The organism is Stenotrophomonas sp. GW821-FHT09E08 (genome assembly GCF_059416125.1).
The window spans coordinates 29,234-48,906 of sequence record NZ_JBWKOO010000014.1 but is presented as its reverse complement, the minus strand read 5'-3'; the positions used below and the strand labels follow the sequence as shown (position 1 = coordinate 48,906).

17 protein-coding genes, 1 other RNA gene and 1 pseudogene are annotated in these 19,673 nt (G+C 67.7%); 4 read left to right on the top strand and 15 right to left on the bottom strand.

Features of this window, described 5'->3' with window-relative positions; genetic code table 11:
• Positions 1 to 92: 92 nt before the first annotated feature.
• The 13 genes and pseudogenes from ftsA to mraZ form a co-directional block, all read right to left on the bottom strand.
• Entirely contained in the window at positions 93 to 1,328 is a 1,236-nt protein-coding gene (gene ftsA, locus AC07M7_RS16320) for a cell division protein FtsA (protein WP_005408083.1), read from the bottom strand.
• 68 nt (positions 1,329 to 1,396) lie between these two features.
• A pseudogene (locus AC07M7_RS16315) lies at positions 1,397 to 2,074 on the bottom strand (cell division protein FtsQ/DivIB); the annotation flags it as partial.
• Positions 2,071 to 3,033, bottom strand: coding sequence for a D-alanine--D-alanine ligase (locus tag AC07M7_RS16310; RefSeq protein WP_253079112.1), 963 nt, complete (start codon positions 3,031 to 3,033; stop codon positions 2,071 to 2,073). The gene AC07M7_RS16310 and the pseudogene AC07M7_RS16315, both read right to left, overlap by 4 nt.
• A complete protein-coding gene (gene murC, locus AC07M7_RS16305) occupies positions 3,030 to 4,466 on the bottom strand; it encodes a UDP-N-acetylmuramate--L-alanine ligase (protein WP_012510048.1) in 1,437 nt (478 codons plus the stop codon). Before murC ends, AC07M7_RS16310 begins: the two co-directional genes overlap by 4 nt.
• Positions 4,467 to 4,506: 40 nt before the next feature.
• On the bottom strand, positions 4,507 to 5,595 hold the full coding sequence (gene murG / locus AC07M7_RS16300; protein ID WP_337302531.1) for an undecaprenyldiphospho-muramoylpentapeptide beta-N-acetylglucosaminyltransferase: 1,089 nt from the start codon (positions 5,593 to 5,595) through the stop codon (positions 4,507 to 4,509).
• Entirely contained in the window at positions 5,592 to 6,917 is a 1,326-nt protein-coding gene (ftsW, locus tag AC07M7_RS16295) for a putative lipid II flippase FtsW (protein WP_004143661.1), read from the bottom strand. The genes murG and ftsW overlap by 4 nt, the downstream gene beginning before the upstream one ends.
• A 1-nt stretch (position 6,918) precedes the next feature.
• Positions 6,919 to 8,004, bottom strand: coding sequence for a phospho-N-acetylmuramoyl-pentapeptide-transferase (mraY, locus tag AC07M7_RS16290; protein WP_004143659.1), 1,086 nt, complete (start codon positions 8,002 to 8,004; stop codon positions 6,919 to 6,921).
• Positions 7,994 to 9,388 carry a UDP-N-acetylmuramoyl-tripeptide--D-alanyl-D-alanine ligase gene (locus AC07M7_RS16285; RefSeq protein WP_046982699.1) on the bottom strand — a complete coding sequence of 465 codons (1,395 nt, stop codon included), beginning with the start codon at positions 9,386 to 9,388 and terminating at the stop codon, positions 7,994 to 7,996. The genes mraY and AC07M7_RS16285 overlap by 11 nt, the downstream gene beginning before the upstream one ends.
• Positions 9,385 to 10,893 (bottom strand): UDP-N-acetylmuramoyl-L-alanyl-D-glutamate--2,6-diaminopimelate ligase, encoded by a 1,509-nt coding sequence (locus tag AC07M7_RS16280; RefSeq protein ID WP_136638861.1) that lies wholly within the window; start codon positions 10,891 to 10,893, stop codon positions 9,385 to 9,387. Before AC07M7_RS16280 ends, AC07M7_RS16285 begins: the two co-directional genes overlap by 4 nt.
• Positions 10,890 to 12,734: a peptidoglycan D,D-transpeptidase FtsI family protein gene (locus AC07M7_RS16275; RefSeq protein ID WP_135272311.1), complete on the bottom strand. Its 1,845-nt coding sequence runs from the start codon at positions 12,732 to 12,734 to the stop codon at positions 10,890 to 10,892. The genes AC07M7_RS16280 and AC07M7_RS16275 overlap by 4 nt, the downstream gene beginning before the upstream one ends.
• A complete protein-coding gene (ftsL, locus tag AC07M7_RS16270; RefSeq protein WP_005412242.1) occupies positions 12,731 to 12,994 on the bottom strand; it encodes a cell division protein FtsL in 264 nt (87 codons plus the stop codon). The genes AC07M7_RS16275 and ftsL overlap by 4 nt, the downstream gene beginning before the upstream one ends.
• Entirely contained in the window at positions 12,991 to 13,959 is a 969-nt protein-coding gene (gene rsmH, locus AC07M7_RS16265) for a 16S rRNA (cytosine(1402)-N(4))-methyltransferase RsmH (protein ID WP_495207857.1), read from the bottom strand. The genes ftsL and rsmH overlap by 4 nt, the downstream gene beginning before the upstream one ends.
• Positions 13,960 to 13,973: 14 nt before the next feature.
• Positions 13,974 to 14,420, bottom strand: coding sequence for a division/cell wall cluster transcriptional repressor MraZ (mraZ, locus tag AC07M7_RS16260; protein ID WP_004143635.1), 447 nt, complete (start codon positions 14,418 to 14,420; stop codon positions 13,974 to 13,976).
• A 323-nt stretch (positions 14,421 to 14,743) separates the two neighbouring features.
• Here mraZ and AC07M7_RS16255 point away from each other — a divergent pair, with 323 nt between their 5' ends.
• Complete coding sequence (locus AC07M7_RS16255) at positions 14,744 to 15,520, top strand: NRDE family protein (protein WP_428709900.1); 777 nt, start codon at positions 14,744 to 14,746, stop codon at positions 15,518 to 15,520.
• A gap of 101 nt (positions 15,521 to 15,621) precedes the next feature.
• Positions 15,622 to 16,101, top strand: coding sequence for a DM13 domain-containing protein (locus AC07M7_RS16250; protein ID WP_046982694.1), 480 nt, complete (start codon positions 15,622 to 15,624; stop codon positions 16,099 to 16,101).
• A gap of 86 nt (positions 16,102 to 16,187) precedes the next feature.
• Here the strand turns inward: AC07M7_RS16250 and rnpB are convergent.
• An RNA gene (gene rnpB, locus AC07M7_RS16245) (RNase P RNA component class A) lies at positions 16,188 to 16,539 on the bottom strand.
• A 134-nt stretch (positions 16,540 to 16,673) separates the two neighbouring features.
• Positions 16,674 to 17,492, bottom strand: coding sequence for a 16S rRNA (cytidine(1402)-2'-O)-methyltransferase (rsmI, locus tag AC07M7_RS16240; RefSeq protein WP_046982693.1), 819 nt, complete (start codon positions 17,490 to 17,492; stop codon positions 16,674 to 16,676).
• Between the two features lie 81 nt (positions 17,493 to 17,573).
• Here rsmI and AC07M7_RS16235 point away from each other — a divergent pair, with 81 nt between their 5' ends.
• Entirely contained in the window at positions 17,574 to 19,295 is a 1,722-nt protein-coding gene (locus AC07M7_RS16235; RefSeq protein ID WP_046982692.1) for a penicillin-binding protein activator, read from the top strand.
• Positions 19,285 to 19,653 (top strand): YraN family protein, encoded by a 369-nt coding sequence (locus tag AC07M7_RS16230; RefSeq protein WP_495207856.1) that lies wholly within the window; start codon positions 19,285 to 19,287, stop codon positions 19,651 to 19,653. Before AC07M7_RS16235 ends, AC07M7_RS16230 begins: the two co-directional genes overlap by 11 nt.
• The last annotated feature ends 20 nt before the right edge of the window (positions 19,654 to 19,673 follow it).

The following is a 19,673-nucleotide window of genomic DNA, read 5'->3' as shown; positions in this document are numbered from 1 at the left end:
GGCTGTGTGGGTTGTGTGTTGCCGGTGCTGCGTTGTGTTGCGGGTACTGCGGGTGTTGCGCCCGGGCGATGCCGGGGTTTACCGGTTCCGCGTCAGAACTCGCCGCGGAACCACGTCTTGAGTTTCTTGAACATGCTTCCCGCGCGCCCGGTCGGCAGCGACGGCCGGCGCGGGTGCTCGATCTGGCTGCCCATCAGCAGCAGGCCCACGCCGGTGGCGTGTACCGGGTTGCCGACCACTTCACCCAGGCCGGTGACGTGCTGCGGGATGCCCACGCGCACCGGCATCTGCAGCATTTCCTCGGCCAGCTCCACCACGCCCTCCATCTTCGAAGCACCACCAGTCAGCACCATGCCGGCGCGCACCAGTTCCTCGAAGCCAGAGCGCCGCAGTTCGGCCTGAACCATCTCGAAGATTTCCTCGTAGCGGCCCTGCACCGCCTGCGCCAGCGAGTGGCGCGGCATGCGACGCGGCGGACGATCGCCCACCGACGGTACCTGGATGCTCTCCTCGGCAGTCGCCAGCTGGGCCAGGGCGCAGGCGTAGCGCACCTTGATCTGCTCGGCTTCCGGGGTCGGCGTGCGCAGCATGTGCGCGATGTCGTTGGTGACGTGGTCGCCGGCGATCGGCAGCGAGGCGGTGTGGCAGATCGCACCCTGCACGAACACCGCGATGTCGGTGGTGCCGGCGCCCATGTCGACCAGCACCACGCCCAGCTCGCGCTCGTCGGCGGTCAGCACCGCCACGCTGGAGGCCAGCGAGGACAGCACCAGGTCGTCCACCTGCAGGCCGCAGCGCTGCACGCACTTGCTGATGTTGGCCGCGGCCGACTGCGCGCACACCACCAGGTGTGCATGCACTTCCAGGCGCACACCGGTCATGCCGACCGGGTTGCGGATGCCTTCCTGCGAATCGTCCAGCACGTACTCGCGCGGAATCGCGTGCAGGATCTTCTGGTCGGCCGGGATCGCCACCGCCTTGGCCGCATCGAGCACGCGATCCAGGTCGCCCCAGGTCACTTCGCCGTCGCGGATCGGCACGATGCCGGGCGAGTTCTTGCACTGCACGTGGTTGCCGGAGATCGAGGCATACACCGAGCGGATCTCGCAGCCGGCCATCAGCTCGGCTTCTTCCACCGCGCGCTGGATCGACTGCACGGTCGATTCGATGTCCACCACCACGCCGCGCTTGAGCCCACGCGATTCATGCGAGCCGATGCCGATCACTTCGATCGGATTGCCCGGCGAGTACTCGCCCACCAGCGCCACCACCTTGGAGGTGCCGATGTCCAGGCCAACGATCAGCGATTTGTCACCCTTGCGATTCATGTTCTTTCCTGCGTGCTTCTGGCCGGGGTCGCCGGCGTTTTCGCCGACGTGGCCGGGGTACCCCAGCTCAGCGTGAAACCATTGGTGTAACGGAGGTCGGCGCGCTCGATCGGCGCGTCCTGACGGTTGAGCTGCGGCAGCACCTTGACGAAGCGCTGCATGCGCGAGCGCGCGTCATCGCGGCCGACCACCACTTCGGTGCCATTGCTGAGCACCAGCGACCAGCTGCCGCGCGCATCCATCGTCACCCGGCGCACGTCCACGCCGGCCGGTGCGAACAATGCACGCGAGTCGCTGTACAGCTTCATCACTTCTTCGGTCTGGCTGTCCGGGCCGTCCAGTTCGGGCAGCGCCAGGTCGGCCAGCTTCTTCGGCGTCGGGAACAGCTTGCCCTGCTCGGAAACCAGGCGGTCGTTGCCCCAGCGCGCGAACGGCTTGTGCTCGACCAGGGTCACTTCCAGCACGTCCGGCCACTGCTTGCGCACCCGCGCGCTCTCCACCCACGGCAGCTTTTCCAGCGCGTCCTGCGCGTCCTGAAGCTTGACTGCGAAGAAACCGGAGCGCGCATACGGCATCAGCACCTGCTGCAACTGCTCGGCCGGCACCCGCTTGAACTCACCGTGCACGCGCAGCTTCGCCAGCGGCCAGCGCTCGGCGCCGACCCAGCCATTGACCACGGCCACCACCGGCAGTGCAACCACCGACAGGGCCAACAGCCAGACGAAGATGCGCAGCAGCGCGTTCATGCGTGCGATGCCTCCAGAGTCTGTTCCAGCACGCGCCACACCAGTTCCTCGAAACCGATGCCGGCCTGGCGTGCGGCCTTGGGCACCAGCGAATGGCTGGTCATGCCCGGCGCGGTGTTCACTTCCAGCAGGAAGAAGCGGCCGCTGTCGCGGTCGCGCATCACGTCCACGCGGCCCCAGCCACGGCAGCCGGCAGCACGGAATGCAGCCAGCGCAATGCGGCGGATTTCATCTTCGGCATCACCGTCCAGGCCCGGGCACAGGTACTGGGTGTCTTCGGCGATGTACTTGGCGTTGTAGTCGTACCACTGGCCCTTGGGCACGATGCGGATCGACGGCAGCGCGACATCGCCGAGGATGGCCACGGTCAGTTCGTCGCCCACCACCATCTGTTCCATCAGCAGCTGGCCGTCGTAGCGCGCGGCCAGGGCCACCGCTTCGTCCAGGCCGGCGTCATCGGTGACCCGGCTGATGCCCACGCTGGAGCCTTCGTTGGCCGGCTTGACCACCACCGGCAGGCCCAGTTCGGCGGCCAGTGCATGCACCGTGGTCGCGTCGACCTTCCGGTACTGCGGGGTCGGCAGGCCCAGCGACAGCCACACCTGCTTGGTGCGGATCTTGTCCATGCTCAGCGCCGAGCCCAGCACGTTCGAGCCGGTGTACGGCACGCCGAAGGCGTCCATCAGGCCCTGCACGATGCCGTCCTCACCGCCACCGTTGTGGCCGTGCAGGATGTTGAACACGCGATCGATGCCACCGGCGGCGAGCGCCTTGGCCAGCGCCGGAATGCCATCCACCGCGAACGCATCGACGCCACGCGACTGCAGGGCTTCAAGCACGTTGCGGCCGGAGTCCAGCGACACCTCGCGTTCGCTGGAGCTGCCGCCCAGCAGCACGGCGACGCGGCCGAACACGGCCGGGTCGGTCACTCGCAGCGGCGGGAAGGTCAGCGCGCTCACGCCTCGCCCTCCCCCTTGAAGCCTTCCACCGCGATGTGGGTGGCCACGGCACCGATGTCGCCGGCGCCCATCATCAGCAGCAGATCACCGTCCTGCAGCACATCGGGCAGCACGCTGGCCAGCTCGGCGGCCTTGCCCACCACCACCGGCTCGCTGCGGCCACGCGCACGTATGGCGCGGGCCAGCGCATGCGAATCGGCACCGGCAATGGGTTCCTCGCCGGCCGGGTAGACCTCGCTCAGCACCAGTGCATCGACGCTGGACAGCACCGCGGCGAACTTGTCGAACTGGTCGCGGGTACGGCTGTAGCGGTGCGGCTGGAAGGCCACCACCAGGCGCTTGTCAGCCCAGCCACCACGGGCGGCGGCGAACACCGCCTCCAGCTCGCTCGGGTGATGACCGTAGTCGTCGATGATGCGGACCTTGGCGCCGCTGGCGGTGGTCACTTCGCCCAGATCGTTGAAGCGACGGCCAACACCGGCGAAACCTTCCAGCGCACGCGCGATCGCGTCCGGCGCAACGCCCAGCTGCCAGCCCACCGCAGCGGCGGCCAGCGCGTTGAGTACGTTGTGCTTGCCGGGCAGCGCCAGCACCACTTCCTGGCTGGTGCCCTGCGGCAGGCGCAGGGTGAAGCGCATGCGCGAGCCTTCCTGCACCACGTTCTCGGCACGTACGTCGGCCTGCGGGCTCATGCCGTAGCTCATCACGTGGCGCGGGGTCTTGGCGGCCAGCGCAGCCACTTCGGGATCATCGATGCACAGCACCGCCAGGCCGTAGAACGGCAGGCGCTGCAGGAACTCGGCGAACGCCGCCTGCACCCGCGCGAAGTCGTTGCCGTAGTTCTCCAGGTGGTCGGCATCAATGTTGGTGATGATCGACATCAGCGGATTCAGGCGCAGGAAGCTGCCATCGCTTTCGTCGGCCTCGGCCACCAGCCACTGTCCACCGCCCAGCTTGGCGTTGGCACCGGCAGCCAGCAGCTGGCCACCGATCACGAACGTCGGGTCCAGGCCACCTTCGCTCAGCACCGCAGCGGTGAGGCTGGTGGTGGTGGTCTTGCCGTGGGTACCGGCCACCGCGATGCCGCGGCGGAAGCGCATCAGCTCGGCCAGCATCGCCGCACGCGGCATGATCGGAATACGCTGGCTGCGCGCTTCCATCAGTTCCGGATTGTCTTCGCGGATGGCACTGGAGACCACCACGCAGTCGGTGCCCAGCACGTTGGCTGCGGAGTGGCCGCGCATGATGCGCGCACCCAGGCTGGCCAGGCGACGGGTCGCCACGTTGTCGGCGTTGTCCGAACCGGACACCTCATAGCCCAGCGTCAGCATCACTTCGGCGATACCGCTCATGCCGGTGCCGCCGATGCCGACGAAATGCACGCGCGGGAACGCGCGCACCAGGTCGTTGGTGTCGTGCAGGCGACGGATCATGCGCGGCCTCGCGCAGGGCAGGCGCGGTGGCATGCCTTCTTCATACAGCTTCCTCAAGAATGATATCGGCGATGCGCTCGGCGGCATCGACCTTTGCCAGGGCACGCGCGGCTTGCGCCATCTGCATGCGGCGGGCGGGATTTTCGGACAGATCACGCAGCAGTGCGGCAATGCCGTCAGCCAGCGTTCCGTCCTGCTTCAGCAAAACCGCCGCGCCGCGCTCGACCAGGTACTCCGCATTGCGGGTCTGGTGATCGTCGACGGCAGCGGGGAATGGCACCAGCACGCTGCCGACACCCACCGCGCACAGCTCGGCCAGCGTCGAAGCGCCCGCGCGGCACACCACCAGGTCGGCCCAGGCAAAGGCCTCGGCCATGTCGGCAATGAACGGGGTGATGTCAGCCTGCACGCCGGCCTTGGCATACGCCTCGACCGCTTCGGCATGCATCTTCTCGCCACTCTGGTGGCGCACCTGCAGCGGCACCCCGGCGCCCAGCGCGGCGATCGCCTGCGGCACGCCGTTGTTGAGTGCCCGCGCGCCCTGGCTGCCACCGACCACCAGCACGCGCAGCGGGCCATGACGGTCGGCGAAGCGCTGTTCCGGCGGTGCGATGGCGGCGATTTCGGCACGCACCGGGTTGCCGACGAACTCCTCGCGCTTGGCGAAGGTGCCCGGGAAACCGGTCAGCAGGCGGCGCGCATAACGCGACAGGATGCGGTTGGTCAGGCCCGGCGCACGGTTCTGCTCATGCACGATCAACGGCAGCCCATGCAGGCGCGTGGCCATGCCGCCCGGCCCGGAGGCAAAGCCACCGAAGGCGACCACCGCGCGAGGCTGGCGCTTGCGGATGATCATGCCGGCGGCGCGCAGCGCGCGCATCAACCGCCACGGTGCACCAAGCAGGGCCAGTTTGCCCTTGCCGCGCAGGCCGGTGATGGCCAGGGTGTCGATCGGAATGTCGTGCTGCGGCACCAGACGGGTTTCCATCGCACCATCGGCGCCCATCCAGGTGACGGGCACGCCACGCTCGCGCAGCACGCGGGCCACGGCAAGGCCGGGGAAGATGTGACCGCCGGTGCCACCGGCCAGGATCATCACCGGCCGTGCAGTGTTGGTGGCTGCGCTCATGACAGCCTCCCGAAGGTCGGTTCGATGCGCGACTGCAGGCGGCTGGTGCCACGTGCGGCGGCCGGCCCGGCAGCGGCGGCCACCGGTTCGGCGCTCATCGGCACGCTGGCCGCAGCCGGTGCGGCCGGCGCGTCCACGGGTGCATCGGCCACGGCCTCGTCGCCACCGCCGATACGCACGGCCTGGCGACGCTCGGCACGCTTGAGTTCATAGGACACGCGCAGCAGCAGGCCCATCGCCACGCAGGTCATCAGCACCGACGAACCACCGGAGGAGATCAGCGGCAGGGTCAGGCCCTTGGTCGGCAGGATGCCCAGGTTCACGCCGATCGAGACGAAGGTCTGCATGCTGATCCACAGGCCGATGCCGAAGGCGATGTAGCCGGAGAAGTGGCGCTTCATTTCCACGCAGCGCATGCCCAGCCAGAAGGTGCGGCCGACCAGCAGCGCGTACAGGGCCACGATCACGCAGGTGCCCAGGAAGCCGAACTCCTCGGCGGTGACCGAGAAGATGAAGTCGGTATGTGCTTCCGGCAGGTAGTACAGCTTCTGCACCGAGTTGCCCAGGCCAACGCCGGTCCACTCGCCGCGGCCCACCGCCATCAGCGCGTTGGACAGCTGGTAGCCGTCGCCCTGCTGGTCGGCCCACGGGTCCAGGAAGGAGGTGATGCGGCGCATGCGGTAAGGCTCGATGATCGCCAGCGCGCTCATGCCGACCAGGCCGATGATCACCGGCATCGACATGCGCGGCATGTTCACCCCGCCCAGCACCAGCATGCCGGCGGTGATCGCCAGCAGCAGGGTGGACGAACCGAAGTCCGGCTGCAGCAGCAGCAACAGCACCAGCGCACCGGCCACGCCCAGCGGCTTGAGCATCGCCGGCCAGGTCGCGTTGACCTCGTCGCGGAAGCGCACCAGGTAGCTGGACAGCCAGACGATGTAGAGCACCTTCACCGCTTCCACCGTCTGGAACTTGGAGATGCCCAGGTTGATCCAGCGGCGCGCGCCGTTGACGGTGCTGCCCAGGCCCGGCGCGAACACCGCCAGCAGCAGCACGAAGCAGCCCAGCAGCAGCATCTGGTTGTACTGCTCGATGGACTTCAGCTCGGTGCGGGCGGCAACGACCGCCAGCACGATGCCCACCGCCAGGAAGATCAGGTGTCGGTTGAGGTAGTAGAACGGGCTGCTCATCAGAGCGATCGAGCTGGACGCCACCATCACCACGCCGATGCCCGTGAGCGCGATGATCGCGCCCAGCAGCCACTTGTCGTAGCTGCCTTCGATGGCTTCAAGGCGTGTTGCCTGGCGGGACAGGTCGTTCATCTCAGCGCACCTTCAACGTGGCCAGGCCAATCAGCACGAGCACGACGGAGATGATCCAGAAGCGCACGATCACGCGCGGCTCGGGCCAGCCCTTCAGTTCGAAGTGGTGATGGATCGGCGCCATGCGGAACACGCGCTTGCCGGTCAGCTTGAACGAGGCGACCTGGATCATCACCGACAGCGTTTCGATGACGAACACGCCGCCCATGATCACCAGCACCAGCTCCTGGCGGGTGATCACCGCGATCGTGCCCAGCACGGCACCCAGCGCCAGCGCGCCGATGTCGCCCATGAAGACCATGGCCGGGTAGGTGTTGAACCAGAGGAAGCCCAGGCCTGCGCCGGCGATGGCCGCACAAATGATGACCAGCTCGCCGGCGCCCGGGATCTGCGGGATCTGCAGGTAGTTGGCAAACACCACGTTGCCCGAGGCATAGGCGAACACGCCCAGCGCGCAGGCAACCAGCACCGTCGGCATGATCGCCAGGCCGTCCAGGCCGTCGGTCAGGTTCACCGCATTGGAGAAGCCGACGATCCAGAAGTAGGCGATGGTCACGAAGCCGATGCCGGCCAGCGGCAGCGCCACCGACTTGAACATCGGGATGTAGAAGGTCAGTGCGGCCGGCACATCGGCCGTATAGAACAGGAACAGGCCCGCAGCCAGGCCGAAGATCGACTGCAGCAGGTACTTCCAGCGCGACTTCAGGCCGTTCGGATCGCGGCGGACGATCTTGATCCAGTCGTCGTACCAGCCGATGGCGCCGAAGCAGAGCATGACCGCCAACACCAGCCACACGTAACGGTTGCGCAGGTCGGCCCACATCAGCACCGACAGGGTGATGGTGAGCAGGATCAGCGAACCTCCCATGGTCGGCGTACCGGCCTTGGAGAAATGGGTCTGCGGACCGTCCTTGCGGATCGGCTGGCCGCCCTTGAACTGGGCAAGCTTGCGGATCATCGCCGGGCCGAGCCACAGCGACAGGAACAGGGCCGTCAACGCGGCAAGGATGGCGCGGAACGTCTGGTAGTTGAACAGCCCGAACAGGCTCTCCAACTGCTGCAACCATCGAGCCAGTTCATACAACATGCGGGGATTCCTCTCCTTGCGCCAGCAGCGCTTTGACAATCGTGTCCATGGCGCTGCCACGGGAACCCTTGACCAGGCAGCGCACGCCAGCGTGCAGCTCGTCCTTCAGCGCCTGCGACAGCGCGTCATGGGTGGCGAAATGACGGCCGCCTTCGCCGAAGGCGGTGGCGGCGGCGGCGCTGAGCGGACCCAGCGCATACAGGCGCTTCAGGCCAGCCGCGCGGGCGCGCAGGCCGGCCTGCGCATGCAGCGCTTCGGCATCCGGGCCCAGCTCGCGCATGTCGCCAAGCACCAGCCAGCCTTCTTCCGGAGCAGCAGCCAGGGCATCGATGGCCGCAGCCAGCGAACCCGGGTTGGCGTTGTAGCTGTCGTCCACCAGCACCGCACCGTTGCGCAGCTGATGGGCAATCTGGCGGCCCGGCACCGGCTGCGCATCGGCCAGGCCAGCTGCAACCAGCGCCAGCTCGATACCGGCGGCCAGTGCCAGGCTGGCCGCGGCCAGCGCGTTGCTGACGTTGTGGCGGCCCGGCAGACCCAGCACCACGCGGGCTTCGCCCATCGGCGACACCAGGGTGAACTGGCTGCCCTGCGCACCGGCGCGGATATCACGCGCAGTGACATCGGCGGTATGTTCCAGCCCATAGCGCAGCACACTGCAGCGCGCCGGGGTACCGACGAAGTGCTGTTCGAACCAGCGACCGTAGGCATCGTCGACGTTGATCACGGCCACGCCGTCAGCCGGCAGCGCGGCGTAGATCGCGCCCTTGGTGACGGCGACGCCGAGCAGGCTGCCCATCCGCTCCAGGTGCGCCGGGGCGATGTTGTTGACCAGCGCATAGCGCGGACGGGCGATGTCGGTCAGGTAGGCGATGTCACCCGGCTTGCCGGCACCCATCTCGTAGACCGCGTAGTCAGCATCTTCCGGTGCATCAATCACTGCCAGCGGCAGGCCGATTTCGTTGTTGCGGTTGCCCGGATTGGCGTAGACCACCTTGTGCGCGTGGCGGGCCACCTGCTGCAGGATTGCCAGCAGCAGGCTCTTCACGCTGGTCTTGCCGTTGCTGCCGGTGATCGCGAACACCTCGGTATCACGGTCACGCTGCATGCCGGTGGCGATCTTCGCCAGCGCCAGCTCGCTGTCGGCCACCAGCACCTGCGGCAGTTCGATCGGCAGCAGGCGCTCGACCAGCAGCGCGCTGGCACCGCGTGCCAGTGCGTCGGCGGCGAAGTCATGGCCGTCGAAACGCTCGCCACGCAGCGCCACGTACAGGCTGCCCGGGCCGAGGCTGCGGGTGTCGTTGCTGATCGCGTCGATGGCCACGTCGTCGCCGTGGATCTCGCCGCCGGCCCAGTGTGCGATCAGCGAAAGCAGGGTGCGCTTCATGCGATGCCCTCCCCGGCCTGCGATCTCAGCACGCCGACCTTGGCGGCCAACGCAGCGGCAGCCACTTCGGTGTCATCGAAGTCATGGCGCACGCCATTCACTTCCTGGTACGGCTCGTGGCCCTTGCCGGCGATCAGGATGATGTCGCCTGCATTGGCGCGCTTCACCGCCAGGCCGATCGCGCGCGCGCGGCTGCGCTGCACGGTCACGGCGGAGGCATCGGTGAAGCCGGCCAGGATGTCGGCCACGATCACGTCGCCATCTTCGCCACGCGGGTTGTCGTCGGTGACGATGACCTGGTTGGCCAAGCGCTCGGCAATCGCGGCCATCTGCGGACGCTTGCCGGTATCGCGCTCGCCACCGCAGCCGAACACGCAGAACAGCGTGCCCTGAAGGTGGCCGTGCAGGCTGTCCAGCGCCTGTTCCAGTGCGTCCGGGGTGTGCGCGTAATCCACCACCACGGTCGGCAGGCCCTCTTCGCCACCGAGGCGGTTCATGCGGCCGCGGATCGGCTGCAGCGCCGACAGCACCTCGGCAATGCGCGCAAGCGGCTGGCCCTGCGCATGCAGGGTGCCGGCCACGGCCAGCAGGTTGTCCACGTTGAAGCGGCCCAGCAGCGGCGACTGCACCGCCGCGCGCTGGCCGTCGATGACCAGTTCGAAGGCGATGCCACGGCCGTCCAGCTGCAGCGCTTCGGCGCGCACGCTGGCGTCGGTGGCACCGCGCGAGCTCAGGCCGATCGGCTGCACGCCCGCCGGCAGGCCGGCGAACAGCTGGCGACCGAACGCATCGTCCAGGTTGATCACCGCGGCCTTCAGGCCCGGACGATGGAACAGGCGCGCCTTGGCCGCACCGTAGCTGGCCATGTCGCCGTGGTAGTCCAGGTGATCGCGGGTGAGGTTGGTGAACACCGCCACGTCGTAGTGCACCGCATCCACGCGGCCCTGGTCCAGCGCGTGCGAGCTGACTTCCATCGCCACCGCGCGCGCGCCGGCGTCGCGCAGCTGCGCCAGCAGCGCATGCATCTGCAGCACCAGCGGCGTGGTGAAACCGGTCGGTTCAACCGCACCATAAAGTCCGGCGCCCAACGTGCCGATACTGCCACTGGGCGTTCCGAGCAGGTGCCAGGCCTGAGCCAGCAGCTGCACGGTGGAGGTCTTGCCGTTGGTGCCGGTCACGCCCACCATCGCCATTGCCCGCGACGGTGCGCCATGGAACTGGTCGGCCATCGCGCCCATGCGTGCGCGCAGGCCAGGCACCGCGATCGCATCGGCCGGTGCCGGCAGCTCGGCAGGTGCCGGCGGCTCGAACAGGATGGCGCCGGCGCCGGCCGCACGGGCCTGCTCGACAAACCCCAGGCCATGCGCGCCGAAACCGGCGATGGCGACGAAGGCATTGCCGGGCCGCACGGCGCGGCTGTCCAGCACCAGGCCGGTCAGAACGGGGTCGTGCCCTGCAAGAGCAACGTCCGGAAGCAACTGCGAAAGCAACATCGAAGGACTCATTGCGTGCCTCCCGTAGCGGGCGGCGTCTGGGCATGCGCGCTGGGCAGCGCAGCATCGAATTCAGCGGCGGCATCGACCGGCAGCGCGGCCTCGGCCGGTGGCGCCGGCAGGATCGAGGCCGAATGGCCGACCTTGCCGGACTGCTGTGCGGCCAGCCACGACTGCAGGTCGTCCAGCGGCACGTCCATCAGGCGCAGAGTGCCTTCCATCACGTTGTGGTAGACCGGCGCCGACACCAGGCCACCGTAGAACTTGCCGGCCTGCGGGTCATTGATGACGATGACGGTGGCAAAACGCGGATTGGTGGCCGGCACCACGCCGGCGAACAGCGCGTTGTAATGGCCGCGCTCGTAACCGCCGGGACCGGTCTTACGCGCGGTACCGGTCTTGCCGGCCACGCGGTAGCCCAGCACCGCCGCCTGCTTGGCGCCGCCCTGGGTGACCACCGTTTCCATCATCGCCACCACCTGCCTGGCGACGCTCTCATCGATGATCTGATGAGCTTCATTGCGCTGGCCTTTGACGAAGGTCGGCGCGATCAGCTTGCCGCCATTGGCCAACGCCGAATAGGCGGTGGCGATCTGCAGCGGCGTCACGTTCAGGCCGTAGCCGTAGGACATGGTGGTCTTGGTGGCGCCATCCCAGTTGGCCGGGCGTCGCACCACGCCACCGGATTCACCCGGGAAGCCGCTGTGCGGCACCGAGCCATAGCCGAAGCGGCGCACGCCGTCATAGAACACCTGGTCCGGCATCTTCGCCGCCACCTTGGCCGCGCCGATATTGGAACTGCGGGTGATCACACCGGTCACGTTCAGCACGCCATTGTTGCGCGGCACGTCGCGGATGGTGAAGCGGGCCACCTGCATGTAGCCCGGATTGGTGTCGATGACGGTGTCCTTGGTCACCGCGCCGGACTGCAGCGCGGTGGCGATGGTCAGCGGCTTCATCGTCGAACCCGGCTCGACCAGGTCGGTCACCGCGCGGTTGCGGCGGGTATCCGGGGCCGCGCCGCCCACCGAATTCGGGTTGTAGGTCGGTAGGTTGACCATCGCCAGGATCTCGCCGGTGGTCACGTCCATGATCACCATCGAACCGCCGGCCGCCTTGTTGGCCACCAGTGCGTTGCGCAGTTCCTTGAACGCCAGGTACTGGATGCGGCGGTCGATGCTGAGGGTCAGGTCCTTGCCCGGTTCGGCGGCGCGCAGCAGATCGCTTTCGACGGTCTCGCCCTTGCGGTTGCGGATCACCCGCTTGGCGCCGGCCTTTCCACGCAGCCATTCGTCGAACGCCAGTTCCAGGCCTTCCTGGCCGCGGTCGTCGATGTTGGTGAAGCCCAGCACGTGTGCCATCGCCTCACCCTGCGGGTAGAAGCGACGGAACTCGCGCTGCGCGGCCACGCCCGGAATCTTCAGCGCGACCACCTTCTCTGCCTCGTCCGGATTGATCCGGCGACGCAGATACATGAATTCCTTGTCCGACTTCTGAGACAGGCGACTGCTCAGCTCATCCACCGACATGCCGACTGCCTGCGCCAGCTCGGGAATGCGCTCGGGCGAACGCAGCAGGTCCTGCGGATTGACCCAGATCGAGGCGACCGGGGTCGACACCGCCAACGGCTCGCCGTTGCGGTCGGTGATCATGCCGCGCGAGGTCTTGATCGGCAGCTCGCGCAGGTAGCGGGCCTCGCCCTGGCGCTGGTAGAAATCGCTGTTGATGATCTGCACGTAGGCCGCACGGCCCACCAGCGACACCGAGCACAGGCCAAGCGCCAGGGCAACCCAGCGCAGGCGCTGGCGCAGGTTGAAGGCGTTGCGCGGGCGGTTGCGACCGGTCTTGCTCATGGGCGCACCACCACGATGTCGGCGGCCTCTGGGAACTTCATGCCGAGCTTCTCGCGGGCAATGCGATCGACACGGTTGGCTTCGGCCAGCGTTGCCTGCTCCAGCTGCAGGCGGCCGAATTCCAGATTGATGTCATCGCGCTTGCGCTCGGCGCGCGACAGCTCGATGAACGTCTGCCGGTGACGGTGACGCACGAACACGACGCCGATCGCCGAGGCCACGGTCGAGGCCAACAGGATGATCAGCAGCAGCCGGCTCATGCATCGGCCTCCCGCTTCTGGGCCACGCGCAGCACGGCGCTGCGGGCACGCGGGTTGGCCGCCAGTTCTTCGTCGGTGGCCTTGATGGCACCGCCGATCAGATCCAGGGTCGGTACGAACACCTCCGCCTCGGGCAAGCGGCGGTTGGCCGGCGGTGCCTTGGCCAGGCGGTTCATGTACTGCTTGACGATGCGGTCTTCCAGCGAGTGGAAGCTGATCACCGCCAGGCGACCACCGGGCTTGAGCCGCTCCACCGCCGCATCGAGGCCGGCTTCCAGATCGGCCAGCTCGCGGTTGATGTGGATGCGGATGGCCTGGAAGCTGCGCGTGGCCGGATGGATCTTGTCCTTGCCACGCGGCATCACCGAGGCGATCAGCTCGGCCAGTTCTGCGGTACGGGTGAACCGCTGCTTCTCGCGACGCGCCACGATGGCACGGGCGATACGGCGGCTCTGGCGCTCTTCGCCGTAGGTCCACAGCACGTCGGCAATCTCGCGGTCTTCGACGCGGTTGATCCACTGCGCGGCGCTTTCGCCGCTGTCCGGGTCCATGCGCATGTCCAGCGGGCCGTCCTTGCCGAAGCTGAAGCCACGTTCGGCCACGTCCAGCTGCGGCGACGACACGCCAAGGTCGAACAGCACGCCGTCCAGGCCTTCGGCCGTCGCATCCCACTGCAGCAGCTGGGCGAAGCTGCCACGGAAGATGGACACGCGCGGGTCCGGCGCGAAATCACGCTCGGCAACGGCGATGGCTTCCGGATCCTTGTCCATGACCAGCAGGCGCCCCTCGGGACCGAGCTGGGTGAGCACGCCACGTGCATGACCGCCACGACCGAACGTGCCATCCAGATAACGTCCGTTTTCGATCACCCTCAGGCCTTCAAGGACCTGGGTGTACAGGACCGGCAGATGCACCGCCGGCGACTGCGACACCGGAAGGTGACCGGCCTGCGCTTCTGGGCGCATCCGGGCACCCCGGCTCACAACTTCAGGTCGAGCAACCCATCACCCAGATCCTCGTCAGACAACGTCTGCTGGATCAGGGCCCGATGCGCCTGCTCGCTCCACAATTCGAACTTGTCGCCCATACCGAGCAGTACCGCCTTCTTCTCAATGCCCACCGCACCGCGGTGGCTGGCGGGGATGCTGATGCGACCGTTGCCGTCCAGCTCCAGATGGGCGGCCGAGCCGACCAGCTTCTGCTGCAACAGGCGCACGACGCGCTGGGTGTTGGGTTTGGACATCACATCGTCGCGGACCCGCTCCCATTCCGACTCTGCGTACAGCCACAGGCAGCCGGCTTCGAACGGGTTGTAGGTCAGCACGAGACGGTTGTTGCTGGCGCGCGCGACGAGGTCGCGGTAAGCGGTGGGAACCGCCATGCGCCCTTTATCGTCAACTGTGATGGCCGTCTCGCCCTGGAACACGACGCGTGCACCTATCCTTCGCCCGGTGAAACATTGAACCACGAAAACCCACAAAACACCCGGATTTCCCTCTGATGCCCACCTTAGCAGCGGCCCGAAGGTTGTCAACAACTTTTCAGCGGGGAAATCGCCAGCCGCATCAATGGCTTGCAACAACCTTTAGAGAATTGTTCAAGGCTTATCCACAAGTTGCTGATCCGTCTCAATTTTTGAGATTGAACGGAAGTTCAGGGCTGTAGACAGCGCGTGAAACATTGGCCGCGCATTCATCCAAAACGAGCCGGAAGCGGCGCCAGACTGCGCAAACCGTGCACAATGAGGCCATGTGCCTGCTCGCTCTTGGCTGGATGCACCACCCGCGCTGGCGGCTGGTGATGACCGGCAACCGTGATGAGTTCCACGCCCGTCCCACGGCGGCGCTGGCCCCCTGGCAAGATGAGACCTCCGTCATCGGCGGACGCGACCTGCGCTCCGGTGGTGGCTGGGCCGGGGTCGGCGCCAAGGGCCGGATGGCGGTGGTCACCAACGTGCGCGATCCGCTGGCCGCACAGACCGGCCCCTCGCGTGGCGCACTGGTGGCCGACTTCCTGCGTGGCCGTGATGCCGCCGCCGTGCATATCGACCGGCTGGCGACCGTGGCCGGCGCCTACGCCCCGTTCAACCTCCTGCTGGCCGATGGCGACAGCCTGGAGTACCTGGGCAACCACCCCGCCGAACGGCAGCGCCTGGGCCCGGGCGTGCATGGCATGTCCAACGGCGCGCTGGACGCGCCGTGGCCGAAGACCCGACGGCTGATGGACGCCCTTGAAGCATGGCTGCAGGAAGACGGGGTCAGACCCCTTTCCCAGGGGGAAAGGGATCTGACCCCGCTCTGGGATGCCCTGGCTGACGAGCACCGCCCCGCCGACAGCGACCTTCCCGACACCGGCATCGGCCTGGAGCGCGAGCGCTGGCTGAGCCCGGCCTTCATCCGCGGCGACGACTACGGCACCCGCGCCAGCACCGTGCTGCTGATCGATGCCAACGGGCATGGGCAGATCCACGAACGTCGCTTTGGCCCGCAGGGCGTCGCCCTGGGCCAGAGCCAGGTCGATTTCTGACCCTGTACCTGTTTTCTGTGTCTATAAATGTCTGCACGCACGCCACACGATGATCTGGCGCGGTCCTGCCGCGCGCCTCACCGATCCACAGGGAGTCATTGATGCGCCGTGTTCTCGTACTTGTCGTTACCCACCTGCTCACCCTCGGCCTGGGCTTTGGCCTGGGCATCTACCTCCTGCCGATCCTGATCGCCCCTGACGACCCGCCGGCGGCGCAGGTGCAGGCGGTCATGGGTGACGCCACCTACCACACCACCTTCCGTCGCGACCTCAAGGGCAGCGATGCAGTGCATTGGGCCGAAGGCAAGGTCAGCGTCAGCCCGCGCCAGGTCGCCTTCGACGGCAAGATGGGACCGGGCCCGGATTACAAGGTCTACCTGGTTCGCGACTTCGTCGACAACAAGGCCGACTTCCTGAAGATCAAGGCACAGGCCCAGCGCATCGGCGAGGTGAAAACCTTCAGCCGTTTCCTGGTGGACGTGCCCGACAACGTGGACGTGGACGACTACACCACGGTGGTGGTGTGGTGCGAGCGCTTCTCGCAGTTCATTTCCGCCGGGCAGTACCGTACGCCGGGCTGAGCACCGTGGGGTCAGAGCCCTTTCCTCCGGAAAGGGGTCCGACCCCGCAATCACGGTAGATCCACGCCATGCGTGGATGAAGAAGGAGGCGGAGCCGGCCGATAAGCCGGGTTCTGTCGTGGACAGTCATTCCTCTAGGCGTTACGTCACCGCAACGCTCAAGCAACCTACCCGGATCCAACGCGGGCCGCGCCAAAGGATCCCTATTTGGTCTTGCTCCAGGTGGGGTTTGCCGTGCCGGTCTGTTGCCAGACTCGCGGTGCGCTCTTACCGCACCATTTCACCCTTACCGGCCTTCCGAAGAAGACGTAGGCGGTATCTTTCTGTTGCACTTTCCGTCGGCTTGCGCCGCCCAGGCGTTACCTGGCACCTTGCCCTATGGAGCCCGGACTTTCCTCGGCACCCCCGAAGGGATGACGCGACTGTCTGGCCGACTCCGCCAGCGCACATTCTAGCCTACGCACGCCCTTCCTGCCGTGCTGATCGCGGCGTGCGGTTCATCCATCCACGCGGGGCGCAGATCTACCGGTTCCGCTGCTCTGGTGGGTGCGGACCTTGGTCCGCACGATCCATCAGCTGCCGTACAACGCCTTGCGCGGTGCGCCGGTCAATTCAGCCGCCAGCTTGGCCGCGGTCGACGGCGGCAGATGCTCGCTCAGCTTGGCGTACACGCGACGGCCATGCGCCAGCTGCGCTTCCTCATCGTCGCCGGCGCCCTGCACCATCACCACGAACTCGCCCTTGCGCTGGTTCTCGTCGGCTTCCACCCTGGCCAGCAGGCCGGCCAGATCGCCATCCAGTACGGTCTCGAACAGCTTGGTCAGCTCGCGCGCCAGTACTGCCGGGCGCTCGCCACCGAAGATCGCCGCCATGTCGGCCAGCGACTCGGTGATGCGGTGCGAGGATTCGTAGAACACCATCGTGCGCACTTCACCGGCCAGCGCCTGCAGGCGGTCGCGGCGTCCGCTGGCCTTGGCCGGCAGGAAGCCCTCGAAGCTGAAACGGTCGCTGGGCAGGCCGGCCACGCTCAGCGCGGCGATGGCGGCGCAGGCACCGGGAATCGGGCTGACCTTGATGCCTGCCGCGCGCGCGGCACGCACCAGGCGGAAACCCGGATCACTGACCAGCGGCGTACCCGCATCACTGACCAGCGCCAGCGACTCGCCGGCCTGAAGGCGCGAGACCAGGCGCTGGGCCAGGGCTTCCTCATTGTGTTCATGCAGGGCTACCAACGGCTGCTGGATGCCAAAATGGGACAGCAGCTGGCCGCTGCGGCGGGTGTCTTCGGCACAGATGGCCGCCACCGAACGCAACACCTCCTGCGCGCGCGGGCTCAGATCGGCCAGGTTGCCGATCGGGGTGGCGACGACGTACAGGGTTGGGACACTCATTTCAGCGGTACTCACGGGGCAAGGGTAGAATCGTAGCGTGTACCCGGCCAAGGCCGCTGCCCTCATCGCATGGACCCGATCATGAACAAGCCCGCCGCACGGATCTCCGCCCTGTCGTTGTCGCTGATGCTGCTGGCCGGCTGTGCCACCACCAGCCTGACCAGTGCACCCGAATCGCCGGCCCAGAGCCAGGCGCTGGCGCTGATCGAACAGGGCAAGCCGCGCGACGCCGCACTGCAGCTGGAAGCCCTGGCTGCAACCCTGCGCGGCGGTGCCCGGAGCAACGCGCTGGCCGACGCAGCCTGGGCCTGGAACCTGGCCGGCGACAGCGCCCGCGCGCGCAGCCTGCTGGGCCAGCTCACCGCCCGCCAGCTGACCGGCGCCAGCCTGCAGCGCTACCAGCTGACCGGCGCCGAGCTGGCGCTGGCCGACAAGCAACCGGCGCAGGCACTGGCACTGCTGAAGGACCATGCCGACAGCGTTGCGGTCGGCCTGCGCACGCGCTGGCTGCTGGCCCGCGCCCAGGCCCTGCAGGGCACCGGCGATGCCTTCGGTGCCGCCAACGAGCGGGCCCGCGCCCATGCCAGCCTGACCGGCAGCGCGCGCAGCGAGAACCAGGCTGCAATCTCCGGCCTGCTCGGCACCCTCGACGATGCCACCCTGCGCAGCCGTGCCGCCGCACTGCCGGCCAACGATCCGCTGTACAACTTCGCCGGCCGCGCGCTGATCGCGCGTGGCCTGCCGCTGCCGCGCCCGTTCGACCGCGATGGTGCAGCCCAGTTCGATACCAGCAAGCGCCCGCCGGCGATGAGCGACGGCTACCGTCCGCCGGCCAAACTGGCGGTGCTGCTGCCGCTCAGTGGTCGCCTGGCCACCGCCGCGCAGCCGGTACGTGATGGCCTGCTGGCCGCTTACTACGGCGAGACCCGCCGTCGCCCGGAGATCAATTTCATCGACACCGCCGGTACCGCGGCCGGTGCGCTGGCCGCGTATGACAAGGCCGTCGCCTCCGGTGTCGACTTCGTGGTCGGTCCGCTGGGCCGCGACGAGGTGGACGCGGTGTATGGCCGCCAGCAGCTGCAGGTACCGGTGCTGGCACTGAACCGTGGCAAGGATGCGCCGCCGGCCGGCAGCGCCGGTTTCTCGCTGGCACCGGAAGACGACGGCATCGTCGCCGCCGAGTACCTGCGTGGCCGCGAACGCAACCGCGCACTGGTGATCAGCAGCAATGACGATACCGGCCGCCGTTCCGCCGCTGCCTTCGCACAGCGTTTTGCTCAGCGCGGCGGCCAGGTCGTGGCGACCTTCAACGTCAGCGATGCCGTCGGTGATGTCGGCGCGCAGGTGCGCAATGCCGGCCAGGTCGACGCCGTGTTCCTTGCCGTGCGCGCGCCGCAGGCCCGCCTGCTGGCGCCGCAACTGGCGCTGGCCGGTGCCGGTGGCGCCACCCGCGTCGGCACCTCGCAGTTGACGGTCGGCAGCGGCAAGGTGGAAGAAGACGTGGCGCTGGACGGCATCGTCTACCCGAACGAAGCCTGGAACGTACGCAGCGTGTCCGGCCTGCCTTCGGCCAGCCAGGTGGCCAGCACTCTGCCGAGCGCGCGCGGTGCGGCTGGCCGCCTGTTCGCCTTCGGTGCCGATGCCTGGAAGATCACCGCCTACCTGGACAAGCTGTCCAACGAAGGCGGCCTGGACGGTGCCACCGGTACCCTGTTCCTGGACAGCAACGGCAACATCCTGCGCCAACCGGCGTGGTCCACCTTCAATGGCGGCCGGCCGATGCCGATCGTCGGTGGTCGCTGAGCGCAGCCAACGTGGCTCGGCGGTGGAAGCCGCCGCCGAGCAGTATCTGCAACAGGCCGGGCTACAGCCGCGTGCACGCAACGTGCGTTACCGCGGCGGTGAACTGGACCTGGTGATGGATGACGCCGGTACCGTGGTGTTCGTGGAAGTGCGCTACCGCGCGCGATCGGATTTCGGTGGCGGCGCCGCTTCGGTGGATGCGCGCAAGTGCCGGCGCCTGGCGCATGCCGCGCAGCTGTACCTGCAGGACAACCCGGCGCTGGCCAATGCGCCCTGCCGTTTTGATGTGGTTGAAGCCACGGGCGAGCCGCCGCAGCTGCGGTGGCTGCGTGATGCGTTCCGGCTGGATGACTGCTGATGGGTACCGTCCGCTCTGGT